This is a genomic window from Dyella sp., from assembly GCF_036568765.1.
Lineage (GTDB): Bacteria > Pseudomonadota > Gammaproteobacteria > Xanthomonadales > Rhodanobacteraceae > GSA-30.
This window is the reverse complement of record NZ_DATCRY010000119.1, coordinates 23,219-34,947: the sequence shown is the minus strand read 5'-3', so window position 1 is coordinate 34,947 and position 11,729 is coordinate 23,219. Positions and strand designations below refer to the sequence as shown.

At 63.2% G+C, this 11,729-nt stretch carries 16 protein-coding genes; 13 read left to right on the top strand and 3 right to left on the bottom strand.

Annotated elements, in window-relative coordinates; genetic code table 11:
* Window positions 1-181: 181 nt before the first annotated feature.
* The 8 genes from VIM98_RS08510 to VIM98_RS08475 all read left to right on the top strand — a co-directional run bounded on the left by VIM98_RS08510 (window position 182) and on the right by VIM98_RS08475 (window position 5,199).
* Window positions 182-763 carry an RNA polymerase sigma factor gene (locus tag VIM98_RS08510; RefSeq protein WP_414650203.1) on the top strand — a complete coding sequence of 194 codons (582 nt, stop codon included), beginning with the start codon at window positions 182-184 and terminating at the stop codon, window positions 761-763.
* A 6-nt stretch (window positions 764-769) separates the two neighbouring features.
* Window positions 770-1,420, top strand: coding sequence for an NrsF family protein (locus tag VIM98_RS08505; protein WP_331992663.1), 651 nt, complete (start codon window positions 770-772; stop codon window positions 1,418-1,420).
* A 235-nt stretch (window positions 1,421-1,655) separates the two neighbouring features.
* A complete protein-coding gene (locus VIM98_RS08500; protein ID WP_331992662.1) occupies window positions 1,656-1,874 on the top strand; it encodes a hypothetical protein in 219 nt (72 codons plus the stop codon).
* 136 nt (window positions 1,875-2,010) lie between these two features.
* Window positions 2,011-3,087 carry a nitronate monooxygenase family protein gene (locus VIM98_RS08495; protein ID WP_331992661.1) on the top strand — a complete coding sequence of 359 codons (1,077 nt, stop codon included), beginning with the start codon at window positions 2,011-2,013 and terminating at the stop codon, window positions 3,085-3,087.
* Window positions 3,088-3,146: 59 nt separating this feature from the next.
* On the top strand, window positions 3,147-3,548 hold the full coding sequence (gene rsfS / locus VIM98_RS08490; protein ID WP_331992660.1) for a ribosome silencing factor: 402 nt from the start codon (window positions 3,147-3,149) through the stop codon (window positions 3,546-3,548).
* Window positions 3,549-3,624: 76 nt separating this feature from the next.
* Entirely contained in the window at window positions 3,625-4,095 is a 471-nt protein-coding gene (gene rlmH / locus VIM98_RS08485) for a 23S rRNA (pseudouridine(1915)-N(3))-methyltransferase RlmH (protein ID WP_331992659.1), read from the top strand.
* Between the two features lie 68 nt (window positions 4,096-4,163).
* Window positions 4,164-4,613 carry a GNAT family N-acetyltransferase gene (locus tag VIM98_RS08480; protein ID WP_331992658.1) on the top strand — a complete coding sequence of 150 codons (450 nt, stop codon included), beginning with the start codon at window positions 4,164-4,166 and terminating at the stop codon, window positions 4,611-4,613.
* A 19-nt stretch (window positions 4,614-4,632) separates the two neighbouring features.
* A complete protein-coding gene (locus tag VIM98_RS08475) occupies window positions 4,633-5,199 on the top strand; it encodes a Maf family protein (protein WP_331992657.1) in 567 nt (188 codons plus the stop codon).
* Between the two features lie 3 nt (window positions 5,200-5,202).
* Here the strand turns inward: VIM98_RS08475 and VIM98_RS08470 are convergent, their stop codons facing one another.
* Window positions 5,203-6,021 (bottom strand): type II CAAX endopeptidase family protein, encoded by an 819-nt coding sequence (locus tag VIM98_RS08470; protein WP_331992656.1) that lies wholly within the window; start codon window positions 6,019-6,021, stop codon window positions 5,203-5,205.
* A gap of 156 nt (window positions 6,022-6,177) precedes the next feature.
* On the opposite strand from VIM98_RS08470, the gene VIM98_RS08465 reads away from it, so the two are divergent.
* A complete protein-coding gene (locus VIM98_RS08465) occupies window positions 6,178-7,728 on the top strand; it encodes a TerC family protein (protein WP_331992655.1) in 1,551 nt (516 codons plus the stop codon).
* Between the two features lie 90 nt (window positions 7,729-7,818).
* On the opposite strand, the gene VIM98_RS08460 is transcribed toward VIM98_RS08465, so the two are convergent.
* Both VIM98_RS08460 and VIM98_RS08455 read right to left on the bottom strand, forming a co-directional pair.
* Window positions 7,819-8,214, bottom strand: a complete 396-nt coding sequence (locus VIM98_RS08460) for an MAPEG family protein (protein WP_331992654.1) — start codon at window positions 8,212-8,214, stop codon at window positions 7,819-7,821.
* Window positions 8,215-8,416: 202 nt separating this feature from the next.
* Window positions 8,417-9,238, bottom strand: coding sequence for a TIGR04325 family methyltransferase (locus tag VIM98_RS08455; RefSeq protein WP_331992653.1), 822 nt, complete (start codon window positions 9,236-9,238; stop codon window positions 8,417-8,419).
* A 215-nt stretch (window positions 9,239-9,453) separates the two neighbouring features.
* Here VIM98_RS08455 and VIM98_RS08450 point away from each other — a divergent pair, with 215 nt between their 5' ends.
* From VIM98_RS08450 to ypfJ, 4 genes are all read left to right on the top strand, one after another.
* Window positions 9,454-9,744 carry a CnrY/NccY family anti-sigma factor gene (locus tag VIM98_RS08450; protein WP_331992652.1) on the top strand — a complete coding sequence of 97 codons (291 nt, stop codon included), beginning with the start codon at window positions 9,454-9,456 and terminating at the stop codon, window positions 9,742-9,744.
* On the top strand, window positions 9,741-10,184 hold the full coding sequence (locus tag VIM98_RS08445) for a periplasmic heavy metal sensor (RefSeq protein WP_331992651.1): 444 nt from the start codon (window positions 9,741-9,743) through the stop codon (window positions 10,182-10,184). The genes VIM98_RS08450 and VIM98_RS08445 overlap by 4 nt, the downstream gene beginning before the upstream one ends.
* On the top strand, window positions 10,181-10,759 hold the full coding sequence (locus tag VIM98_RS08440) for a sigma-70 family RNA polymerase sigma factor (protein ID WP_331992650.1): 579 nt from the start codon (window positions 10,181-10,183) through the stop codon (window positions 10,757-10,759). Before VIM98_RS08445 ends, VIM98_RS08440 begins: the two co-directional genes overlap by 4 nt.
* Window positions 10,760-10,862: 103 nt before the next feature.
* Window positions 10,863-11,726: a KPN_02809 family neutral zinc metallopeptidase gene (gene ypfJ, locus VIM98_RS08435; protein ID WP_331992649.1), complete on the top strand. Its 864-nt coding sequence runs from the start codon at window positions 10,863-10,865 to the stop codon at window positions 11,724-11,726.
* Window positions 11,727-11,729 lie beyond the last annotated feature (3 nt).

Below are 11,729 nucleotides of genomic sequence, written 5' to 3'. Positions count from 1 at the left end.
TCGATGGGTATTTCGGTGGCCGGCGAACGGCGGTTACTTCGATGCACGGTGTAACCCTCGACAAGCATGCGTCGAATAAGCCTGCGGAACACGACAAAGGTTAGCGATGGCCAGCTTGACGACTGCCGGCACAATAGGTCTATATATCGACTTTGCCCCTCGGGCGAGTTCCAGGACCCGTGTGTCTGCCGACACCCCCACCACCCAAGAGCAGGCTTCGCAGCGGCGCTCTGCGTGGATGGCGGCTGCCCAGGATGGCGATCGCCGCGCATACGAGCGCGTGCTCGCCGATTCGGTCGGCTTGATCCGTGCGGTGGCGCGCCGCCAGGGTGTGGCTGTCGATGCACTGGACGATGTCGTCCAGGAGACCTTGCTGACAGTTCATCGTGTGCGCCATACCTACGACCCGGCGCGTCCTTACGATGCCTGGCTGGCGGCGATCGCCACGCGCCGCGCGATCGATTACCTGCGCAGCCACGGGCGGCATGACGCGCGCGAGATTCATGACCCGCTGGCGGTCGAGTTGCATCCGGATGCCGACGATGCTGCCGGTGAGACCGAACGCGCCCAAGAGGCGGCGCGCCTGCGCCGCGCGGTCGCCGAGCTGCCGCCGGGACAGCGCGAGGCAATCGAGCAGCTGGGCTTGCAAGAACATTCCCTGGCCGAAGCGGCCGAGCGGACCGGCCGCAACACCGGTGCGCTGAAGGTCAATCTGCATCGCGCGCTCAAGACGCTGCGTCAACGTTTGCACGGAGGTTCCTGAACGCTCATGTCCGACCCGGCTTCCATCGACAGCCTGATCAAGTCGCTCGGTGCCCAGGCGGCGCCGGTACGGCGCTTGCTGTCTCCCGGTCGGCGCGCCGCCGGCTGGGCCGTGGTGGTGGCGGCGATTGCCGCGTATCTGCTGTGGCGCTATGGCCTGGGCGGCATGATGGAGCGCTGGGAGCGGGCGCCGGATGTCGCCTGCTCGGCGCTCGCCGCTTTCGCGACCTGCATTGCTGCCGGCTGGGCGGCTTTCGCGCTCGCCGTGCCGGGTAGCAGCCGGGCCTGGATGCTGGTGCCTTTGCCGAGCCTCCTGGTCTGGCTGGGCTCCAGTGGCTGGGGGTGCATGCGCTATTGGTTGACACCGGACTCCGCGCCACTGAGCGTGCCATCGGCCGACTGCCTGGTATTTATCGTGGCCTTGTCTGTTCCGCTCTCGATACTGCTCATTGTGTTGCTGCGACGTGCTTTTCCCCTTCATCCGGTGCGCGCGGCGGCCATGATCGGCTTGGCCAGCGCGTCGGCCTCGGCGGGCCTGCTGGGTATTTTTCATCCGATCGATGCATCGGCATCCGATCTGGCCATGCATGTCGTCGCCGTGCTGCTGGTAATCGGAGTCAACGCCGCCATGGGCGGTCGCCTGCTCCAGCCTCGTTAGATCCATCCAAAGTTAAATCCTTGCAAAGCAAGAACTTGCGGTCGTATTTAGCCTGAACGGCTAATGCGCGGGTGGGTTGCCAAGCGGTGCGTGCGGTTTACCCTGTGCCTCACTTCGAGCAGGTCAGGACAGGGGCACGGCCTGGCATCGACGTGTGCGGACCTACGGAAGGGCCGTACGTCATGGGGGCGGGATCCGCCGCACGTACTACTCACCGTTTCAGGAGACAGTAACCATGAAAGTTTCTCGCTACGCCGTGCTCGCCGCTTCAACCGCGCTTCTCCTCGGCCTGGCCGTTTCGCCTGTCATGGCCCAGAGCGCTTCCAGCTCAAGCGCGACGCAGAGCAGCGATGCCATGAAGAGCTCGGGCACCACCAAGCCTGCCAAGCACAAGAAGCATCACAAGGCCGCGTCCTCGTCCACCGCACCTGCATCCAGCTCGACGGCCAAGTAATCCTTCGCAATACAAGCTTTCTCTTTCAGAACCCCCTTGCCGTGAGGCGAGGGGGTTTTTCGTGCACGCTGCTGGCGCATGGCGCGCTGCGGCATGATTTAATGCCGCTATCCCATCCCCAGGGAAAGGATCTCTCGTGCGTACTCCGTTCGCTCAACGGCTCGGCATCGATCACCCCCTCATTCAGGCGCCGATGTCCGGTTCGACGACGCCGGAACTTGTCGCCGCGGTCAGCAATGCCGGCGGCCTTGGCTCATTGGGCGCCGGTTACCTCAGCCCTCAGGCCATCCTCGAGCAGGCTGCGCGTACTCGTGCGCTGACCGCGCAGCCTTACGCCATCAATCTGTTCGTGACGGCCGATGAATTCACCGCCGATGCGGGGCAGGTCACTCGTATCCGCGAACGACTCGACGCGCTGATGGTCAAGGAGGGGTTGGATGTGCGCACCAGCTTGCCGGAGCGCTGGGCGTTTCCGTTCAGCGAGCAACTGGCGGCCCTGCGCGAGGCCCGGCCGCCGGTGGCGAGCTTTGCCTTCGATCTGTTGACGCCTAAGCAGTTGAGCGCTCTCAAGCGCCTGGACATCTATGTGATCGGCACGGCCACGACTGTCGCCGAGGCCAAGGCCTGGGCAGACCTGGGCGCGGACGCGGTCAGCTTGCAGGCCGCCGAGGCAGGCGGGCACCGCGGCACCTTCATGCACGCTGCCGAGGACGCTCTGATCGGCCTGTTCGCATTGCTGCCGTTGGCGGCCCGTGCCGTCGATATTCCCCTGATCGCAGCGGGCAGCATCATGGACGGGCGCGCCATGCTCGCTGCCGAAATCCTCGGCGCCGCCGCCAGCCAACTCGGCACCGCTTTTCTGGCATGCCCGGAAAGCTCGGCGGCTGCCGCCTGGAAGCGCGACCTGCAAACCGTGCGGGAGGATCAGGTCACGACCATCCGCAGCTTCTCGGGCAAGGCGGCGCGAGGCCTGCGTAACCGCTACGTCCAGGCCATGCCGAACCGTCCCGAAGACTTGCCGCCGTACCCGGTGCTGAATGCACTCACGTCCCCCTTGCGCCGGGCCGCGGCGGCGGCAGGGCGTGGCGACCTGCTCTCGGAATGGTGCGGGCAGGCCGCCAGTCTGGTTCGACCGATGCCGGCGGCCGAGCTGGTCGCCGTGCTGATGCGTGAATACAGCCAGGCGCGTGCCGGCCTAGATCGAATGGCTTGACGTGGCTGTCAAACAGGGGCGTTATACTGCACCCGCGCTCATCCGGCGCGAAGCAAGCCATGAGGCCCTCACTCTTGAGTCCGATCGCACAACGCAAAACGGCTAACGCCACTCCTCTTCGCCAGCATGTCATCGACGCGCTGGAAGAACTGAAAGCCAAGGACATTCGTGAAATCGACGTCCGCGGCAAAACCTCTATCGCCGACCTGCTCGTGATCGCTTCCGGCACCTCGGCTCGCCACGTCAAATCCATTGCCGACGAAGTCGTCAAGTTCGCCAAGAAGGCGGGCGTGATGCCGCTCGGCGTGGAAGGCGAGCGTGAAGCCGAATGGGTCCTGGTGGATCTGGGCGATATCATCGTGCACGTCATGCTGCCGCGTATCCGCGAGTTCTACGGCCTGGAGCGCCTGTGGACCGTGGGCGACCGCGATGCCGACAACGAAGCCCTGAGCGCGGTTTGATCGCGCAGAGCTTCGCTTGCGCGTCGTCGCGACGACGGCGCAGACCTCCTGTTTTCCTGGTATCCGGCAGATGGTCATGCGCGCCCGTCTGATCGCCGTCGGTGAACGCATGCCTGCGTGGGTGGCGGAAGGTTTCGCCGAGTATCGCAAGCGGCTCTCCCATGATTTGCCGCTGGAATTGATCGAGCTCAAGCCCGGTGTGCGCGGTAAAGGCCGTGACGATACGCGAGCGGTCCACGACGAAGGCGTGGCCATTCTTGCCGCCTTGCCGCGTGACATCCATGTCGTCGCTCTCGACGGCCGCGGCAAGACGTGGTCCAGCGAGGAATTGGCGGCGCAATTAGCGAAATGGCGCATGTCAGGCCGCGACCTGGCCTTCCTGATCGGCGGACCGGATGGTCATGCGCCCGACGTCCTGGCGCGTGCCGACCAAAGCTGGTCGCTTGGGCCGCTGACCTTGCCTCACATGCTGGTACGGCTGGTATTGGCCGAGCAGCTTTATCGCGCCACCACCTTGTTGGCAGGGCATCCCTACCATCGCGCCTGAGCGTCTTCCTTTCGCGCTCGCGAACTGTTGATATGCGAGTGCATCCGTACCGCTTCCAGGGTCGCTCCATGTCATTACATGTCCGTCAGGCCGGTCTCGAGGATCTCGAAAGCATCGTTCCTTTGTTCGATGCGTATCGGCAGTTCTACGGCCAGCCGGCGGATTTGCCACGCGCCCGCGCGTTCCTGGCCGATCGGTTCGCCGGTGGCGAATCGATCGTGCTGATCGCGCTGGGAGGCGAACAATGCCTCGGATTTACCCAGCTTTATCCGATGTTCTCTTCGGTACGCACGGTGCGCACGTTCATACTCAACGATTTGTTTGTCGACGCCTCGGCCCGGCGCGGTGGCGTAGCCGCGGCTCTGTTGCGTGCGGCAGCCGACAGTGCGCGCGCTGCTGGCGCGGCCAGCCTTTCGCTGTCGACGGCTCACGACAACCTTGCGGCGCAGGCGCTGTACGAATCGGCCGGTTGGCGGCGCGACGAGCACTTTCGCGAATACACTCTGCGCCTGGATTGACGTCACACCGGATCGTTACATGCTCTATCTCGCCTCGCAGTCGCCGCGTCGCCGTCAGTTGCTGGAGCAGCTCGGCTTGCCCTTTCTCGTCGTTGACGTCGAGGTGCCCGAACAGCGTGAAGCCGGCGAGGATCCACGCGATTATGTCAGCCGTGTCGCAAACGCCAAGGCGCGCGCCGGTCACAAGGTGCTGAACATCGACGGGGCGATCGTGCTGGGTGCCGATACGGAAGTGGTCTTGGACGATGCCGTGTTCGGCAAACCTGCCGATGCCGACGATGCCAAGGCCATGCTGCGCCGGCTCTCCGGTCGCACGCACCAGGTCATTTCGGTGCTGTGGGCAGTGAGCGGGCAAGGAGAGTACTGCGAAACCTGCGTGTCACGCGTACGCTTCGGCGACTTATCCGTCGCGCAGATCGATGCGTATGTGGCTACCGGTGAGCCGTTCGGCAAGGCCGGCGCCTATGCGATCCAGGGACGCGGCGGGAGCCTGATCGAGCACCTTGAAGGCAGCTACTCCGGCGTGATGGGCTTGCCGTTGTTCGAGACCGCGCGCTTGTTGCGACGTTTCGCGTTGCCTGCCTGAATGTCATACGCCGTGCGCGGCGAAGAACACTCCCAACAGGGATACCAGGTTGTTCATACCGTGCGCGACCACGGCAGGCCATAGCGAGCCCGATCTCAAACGCAACCAGGCGAACGCCGCACCGAGCATGGCCAGGTTGGGCAGGCCATACCAGAGGTATTTCAGGTCGGGCAGATGGACCAGGGCGAACAGCGTGGCTGTGGCCGCGACTGCCCAGGCGACCGGCAGGCGTCGCAGCCACGCCGAGAGCAGCACGCCACGGAAAAGCACTTCCTCGACGAGCGGCGCGACGATAATGGCGAGCATAGCCAGTAGCGCTTTATAGGCCTGCGGCGCGCGAGCGCTCAGTAGTTTGATGTCCTGGGGCACCGGGTGGCCCTGGGCGAGAAAGTGGGTCAGATACCCGCCAAGTACCGGCAACACGACGCCAGCCGCTATGGCGTAGACATAAAATACGCCGCTCGACGGCGCGGACCAGCCGAAACCCGGCGGCTGCGCCAAAGGCCACAACGTCGGCCACCGCAAGCGGACCAACCACAACATCGTTGCCGCGGCGCCGCAAAGTGCGACCGCGACCAGGAGCGCGCCGATGTCCGGTCTGCCCAGCAGAATCTTGATAGCCGGCCCCAGGTTTGCGCGATCCGTACTGCCGCCTAGCAGGACAGCCAAACTGGCGGCCGAGGCAAAAAGCGTCGCGAACAATGCCTGCAGAAGGAAATACAGCACGATCATCCCCACGGCCGGCCAACCCCCAGGGGCAGTCGTTTCGCGTACTGGCCGTTGACCCTGCGTGCGGGTATCGAGCGCGATGTCCGTATCCATGGGCGGGTTCTGTACCTTCAAAATAGCGGGACGTGTTCGATCCTGCCTGCTGTCTGCCGCTTTGTCAGCAGTACCGGCGACAGGGTTCATCGTATAGTGTCCGCCGTCGATGCCGGACCCACCTTACGGAGGACCCAGGGCGCGCTGCGCCGGCTCATGTTTACTTTCGATTGGTTGGCCGACCCCACGGCCTGGGCAGGACTTCTCACCCTGGTGGTGCTGGAGATCGTGCTCGGCATCGACAATCTGGTCTTTATTGCGATTCTTGCCGACAAGCTGCATGCCTCGCAGCGCGATCGTGCTCGCGTGCTCGGTCTGTCCATGGCCTTGTTCATGCGCCTGGCGTTGCTGGGGGCGATGTCCTGGCTAGTCAGGCTGACGACCCCGATTTTTACGTGGAATGCGTTCTCGCTGTCCTGGCGTGACATCATTCTATTGCTCGGCGGCATTTTCCTGTTGTTCAAGGCCACGCTCGAGTTGCATGAGCGTCTGGAGGCATCCGACGAGCACGGCGAAAGCCAGCGTGCGCATGCGAAGTTCTGGCTGGTGGTCGTTCAGATCGTCGTGCTCGATGCGGTATTTTCGCTCGACTCGGTCATTACTGCGGTTGGCATGGTCGATCATCTGTCGGTCATGATGATCGCGGTAGTGATAGCGATGATCCTGATGCTCAGCGCGAGCAAGCCGTTGACCGCATTCGTCAACGCGCGGCCGACCGTGGTGATCCTGTGTCTTTCGTTCTTGTTGATGATCGGCTTCAGCCTGGTAGCGGAAGGCCTGGGATTCCATATCCCGAAGGGCTACCTGTACGCCGCGATCGGTTTCTCGATCATGATCGAGGCGTTCAACCAGACGATGCGACGCAATCGGCGGCGCAGCTTGTTCAGCAGTGCACGCAATTTGCGCGAGCGGACGTCGCAGGCGGTGCTTCGGCTGCTCGGGGGGCGCAGCGAGGACGATCACGAATCGCCCAAGGATCATGCAGCGTCACCGGAAACGCCCGCGCCGGTATTTGGCAAGGACGAGTTGGCGATGGTGCAGGGCGTGCTGGATCTGGCTCACCGTCCGGTGCGCTCGATCATGACGCCGCGCCCGGAGATTCGCTGGATCGATCCGCGCGAAAGCGCCGAGTCCTTGCGTGCCCAAGTGCTTGCCAGTAGCCATGACTGGTTGCCGATCGCCCATGACGACCTGGACGAACTCATTGGCGTAGCGTCCTCGCGCGACCTGCTTACCAGTCTGTTCGAGCGCGATAGCCTGGATACCGGCATTGTGCGCAAGCCGCTGACCGTGCTCGATTCGTTGAGCGTCCTGCGCTTGATCGACGCATTCCGTCGCTCGCCCCTGCAAGTCGCTCTGGTGGTGGACGAGTACGGCAGTGTGCTCGGACTGGTGACGCCGACCGACGTGCTGGAGGCGATAGCGGGTGAATTTCACGATGGCGACAGCGGCGATTCGGTAGCGGTCCAGGACGCGGAAGGTGCATGGCTGGTCGATGCCAGCCTGGAGCTGCGTCGTGTCGAGCACTTGCTTGGCGTGCGGCTAGCCAGTGACGACAGTTTCTCGACCCTGGCCGGCTATGTCTTGCGCCAGCTTGGCCGTTTACCGGCGACAGGCGACCGCTTTGAGAACGACGGCCTGCGTTTTGAAGTCATTGCGATGGACGGTGCGCGCATCGAGCGCTTGCGCCTGCATAAGGAGGGATGAGGAGAGAGGTGGTCGGAGAGGACCGAGGAAATCCAGATCCCCGCTTTCTCTTACCTCTCACTTCTCTCCACTATCTCCTTGCTTCGTCGTTTATCCGATCAGCATCGCTCGCACGATCCCGTAGCCTGACAGCACGACCAGCGCCGCCCAACCTATGAGTGCCAGCCCGAAGGAAGGCCCGCGCGCGGAGGGATCTTTCATGTAGGTCACGATGTACCACACCCGACCGAGCAGCCAGACCAGGCCGGCGATGCCAGCCCATATCGGAAAGCCGTAGTACGTCGCCAGCCAGAGCACCGGCAGGAACATCACGCTGGCTTCGAGTGTGTTCATCTGCACGCGCCAGGCGCGTTCGAAACCGGGATGTCCGCTGATCGCCGGTGCATGAACGCCGTAACGTGTGCGCGCCTTGCCGACTATCCAGAGGGTAGCGAACTGCAGCAGGACATTTAACAGAGTAACCAGGGCGGGAAGGTGCTGGAGCATGGAAGTCTCTTGGTTGGCTTTGCAGATCGGATGGAAAGGCTTGTAACGATTTTCGATGAATATCCCGTTCGATCTTTTCGACGCGCGAGCAGGCGCATGAAGGCACCACGGGAGTCCCCGTGCCTAATGGTAGCGTGACAGAGTGGACAAAGAGGCTGGGCCGAGGATGACTCCCGGCCCGGGTTCGAGGGGCACGTCCGGCTCAAGCCGCGCGGAACGCGAATCCAAAGTATCGATCCAGCGATAGCTCCGGATGGAACGGCACGGTGCAATGCCGTTGCGGATTTTCCCAGCGATCCTGAAGTACGTAGCCCAGGTCAATCAAGGCATCCAGGAAATGGCGCTCGGATGTCACTCGATAAGGGCAGCACGTCACGCCCATGTTCTGCACAGTGAAATATGACATCCGTGGATGTACCGGGACCGAGTTGAGCAATAAGTATCGCGGTCGCCGCTGCAGCGATTGGAGTGCTTCGGCCAGCGTATAGCTCAGATATTGAAGCGAACCGGCAGCGAAGAGGACCTCGCTTCCCGATGCCTGGCTGACATCCGGCGCAAAAGAGAGACGCCGTTGCTTATCGTGTTCGTGCGCCCACTGCTCCCCTGCGGCATTCACGGCCGGCACGTCCTGCACTGTCCAGCGCAGGCCATCGGGATAATGAAGGTGACGCTGGTAAGCGTAATAGGCGATGCCGATGTGGCCGCCGATATCGAAGACGGCACGCGCACCTTCGCTGAAAATCCGCCCCAGCCAATAGATCATCGGATAGTCGTTGATGAATATGCGGCGCGTGCGTTCCCGGTACAGTTCTGCAGAGACATTGTTGTCGTAACCACTGGTGCGTTCGACGGGAATGCTGGCTTGCGCCTCGTCGAACGTCGGGTAGACGCCGCGATAGATGTGGTGAGTCAGGGCGGTGTGTTCGAAGAAGCGCCGGGCATAGCGCGCCTCCTGCCAGGCGCGAATCCAGGGGATACGGCTCGGTGTGCCTTGCCAGACAGGCGTCGATCGTTCTTTTCCCATCGCAGTGTCCTCCGGTGGCGGCTTCGCTCGAGATGCGGAAAGCGGGCGAAGGCGAACAGGCCACCGCGGATGTCCCTCGCTGCACGTGCCAGCCCTGGAACTGCCGATGTCATGTCGATTCCCCCTATGACTCATACGTGGCCCGAAGGGGGCTTCCCTCGAGGGATGCACTGGCCATGCGCCGTAGTAAAGTCATAGTCCGAAGGAGATAAGCCATGAACGATGTCGACGTGTGGCTTGCGCGAGCAAGCCGGGTCACTCAGCGGGCGGCTGAAGATTCTCATCGCGCCCTCGCGAACCGGTTGGCAGGGGAGCGCTCGCCGGCCTCCCATCGAGCCCGGCGGGAGGCACGGCGCACGGTGGCCTGTGTGGCCATGGTTACCCTGGTGAGCTTTGTAGTGAGCGGCTGGATCGCCAGATCCATGTGGGGCGACGAACCCTTATCGCCGGCCTGGGTGGCGGCGCCATCGTCCAGTTCGCCCTATGTACTGCTGGTGGGTCAATGATCGGCCGTACCGCGCAGTGGGGAGTGTCCGTACTGGTCGGATGCCTGGTCGGCGCCTTGCTTGCCGGCGGCGCAATGTGGGTCTGGCATCGTCCTGGGCATCATCCATCGGATCTGCACACCATGCTTCACGATGCGGTACCGCTGGACTCCCAGGAGCAGCAGCGGCTGGATGCCGACGAGACTGCTTTCCTTGCCCAGCGTGCGGCGATAGAGGACCGCCTTCGGGCTGCCAACGGCAAGCTGGCCGATGCCATCGTCAAGGATCCGAGCTGGTCGCCAGAGGTGGAGGCCGCTACGCGGGAAGTCGAGCGAGCCGCCGCCGATTTGCAGCGGGCGACCCTGGTGCATCTGTTTGAGATGCGCGCCGGCCTGAAGCCGGAGCATCGGGCCGCCTACGATCATGAGCTGGTGGAGGCGCTTCGACGGAGTTCTCGGTGAGGGCTCCGGCTGACGATGCCGCCCTTGCTCGCCTGGCGATACAAGGCGACACGCGAGCCTTTGGCGAATTGGTCCGCCGCCATGAAGCCGGGCTGGCCCAAGCCGCCCGCAGTTTCGGTATTCCGGAAACCGATGTCGACGATGTCGTGCAGGAGACTTGCCTGACCGCGTGGCGGCATCTGGCCGATTACGATCCGACGCGTCCCTTTCGTGCCTGGTTGTTTCGCATTGCACTCAACAAAATGCGGGATCTGTATCGATTCCGGAAAGTAAGAGACTTCCTTTTCGGCGCCTTCGGTCTCGATAAGGCGGAAGCCGCTTCGCTGCGCGATCGCGCACCCTCACCGGAGCAACGGGCAGAAACCCTCGCTGAGCTTGCAGAGGTCAGGGTAGTACTGCAGCGCCTGGATCGGGACATGCGTGAGGCTCTGGTGCTGACTGCCATAGTCGGTCTGTCTCAGGCGGAGGCGGCCGAAGCGTTGCAAACGACACCCAAGGGGGTCGAGGGGCGTGTCACGCGAGCCCGCGCCAAACTCGCGGCCCTGCTCAAGGAACGCGGGTCGGAGCCTCCCTAAGCAAACCGGGGAGCCTATGCGATGCAAGATTCCGCTTGGCGCGCCTCCGTGCTGGCGCTATCGTCAGCACCGCACATGGGGGCGCATACCAGCAGAGGTGTGTATGGATTGGCAGAAGGGTGAGCGCAGCCAGAATGTCGAGGTCGACAGCGGCGGCGGTGGCGGTCCGCGTTTCGGCGGCGGGCGTGGTTTGGGCCTAGGCGGTATCGTGATCCTGGCGATACTGGGCTTGGTGTTTTTCAAGGATCCGACTGCGCTGCTGAGCCAATCCGGCGGCGGCATGCCCGCCAGTGCGCCCCATAGCGGCCAATCGTTCGCGCCGGATCCCCAGGAGAAGGAGTTCGTCAGCAAGATTCTCGGCTCGACCGAGAAGACTTGGGGCGACATGTTCGCCGAGCATGGCCAGACGTATACCGATCCCAAGCTGGACCTGTTTCAAGGTTCGGTGAATACCGCCTGCGGCACGGCTTCCAGCGCGGTGGGGCCGTTCTATTGCCCAGGCGACCGCAAGGTTTACCTGGACTTGTCGTTTTTCCAGGAACTGGAAACCCGTTTCCATACGGTCGGCGATTTCGCGCGCGCGTATGTCATCGCTCATGAGGTGGGACACCACGTGCAAAACCTGATCGGGGTGTTCGATCAGGTCGATCAGGCACGCCGTCGTGGCATGCGCATGGAAGGCGCCGATGGCCTGTCGGTGCGGCAGGAATTGCAGGCCGATTGTTTTGCCGGCGTCTGGGCCAATCGTACGCAACAGCGTCTGCAATGGCTGCAAGAGGGCGATGTGGAGTCCGCGCTCAACGCGGCCAGCCAGATCGGCGACGACAACCTGCAACGCCAGGCGCAGGGTCGTGTGGTGCCCGATTCGTTTACTCATGGCACCTCGGCCCAGCGCGTGAAATGGTTTACCGCCGGCTTCAAAAGCGGTGACGTGCGCGCTTGCAATACGTTCAGTGGGCCGGTCTGACGC

Bases quoted from the DNA above. Each gene is read 5' to 3' on its own strand.
- VIM98_RS08450 (WP_331992652.1), top strand. From the start codon at position 9,454: ATGAACGATGTCGACGTGTGGCTTGCGCGAGCAAGCCGGGTCACTCAG.
- VIM98_RS08465 (WP_331992655.1), top strand. From the start codon at position 6,178: ATGTTTACTTTCGATTGGTTGGCCGACCCCACGGCCTGGGCAGGACTT.
- VIM98_RS08460 (WP_331992654.1), bottom strand. From the start codon at position 8,214: ATGCTCCAGCACCTTCCCGCCCTGGTTACTCTGTTAAATGTCCTGCTG.
- VIM98_RS08480 (WP_331992658.1), top strand. From the start codon at position 4,164: ATGTCATTACATGTCCGTCAGGCCGGTCTCGAGGATCTCGAAAGCATC.
- VIM98_RS08445 (WP_331992651.1), top strand. From the start codon at position 9,741: ATGATCGGCCGTACCGCGCAGTGGGGAGTGTCCGTACTGGTCGGATGC.
- VIM98_RS08500 (WP_331992662.1), top strand. From the start codon at position 1,656: ATGAAAGTTTCTCGCTACGCCGTGCTCGCCGCTTCAACCGCGCTTCTC.
- rsfS (WP_331992660.1), top strand. From the start codon at position 3,147: ATGAGGCCCTCACTCTTGAGTCCGATCGCACAACGCAAAACGGCTAAC.
- ypfJ (WP_331992649.1), top strand. From the start codon at position 10,863: ATGGATTGGCAGAAGGGTGAGCGCAGCCAGAATGTCGAGGTCGACAGC.
- VIM98_RS08470 (WP_331992656.1), bottom strand. From the start codon at position 6,021: ATGGATACGGACATCGCGCTCGATACCCGCACGCAGGGTCAACGGCCA.
- rlmH (WP_331992659.1), top strand. From the start codon at position 3,625: ATGCGCGCCCGTCTGATCGCCGTCGGTGAACGCATGCCTGCGTGGGTG.
- VIM98_RS08455 (WP_331992653.1), bottom strand. From the start codon at position 9,238: ATGGGAAAAGAACGATCGACGCCTGTCTGGCAAGGCACACCGAGCCGT.
- VIM98_RS08475 (WP_331992657.1), top strand. From the start codon at position 4,633: ATGCTCTATCTCGCCTCGCAGTCGCCGCGTCGCCGTCAGTTGCTGGAG.
- VIM98_RS08505 (WP_331992663.1), top strand. From the start codon at position 770: ATGTCCGACCCGGCTTCCATCGACAGCCTGATCAAGTCGCTCGGTGCC.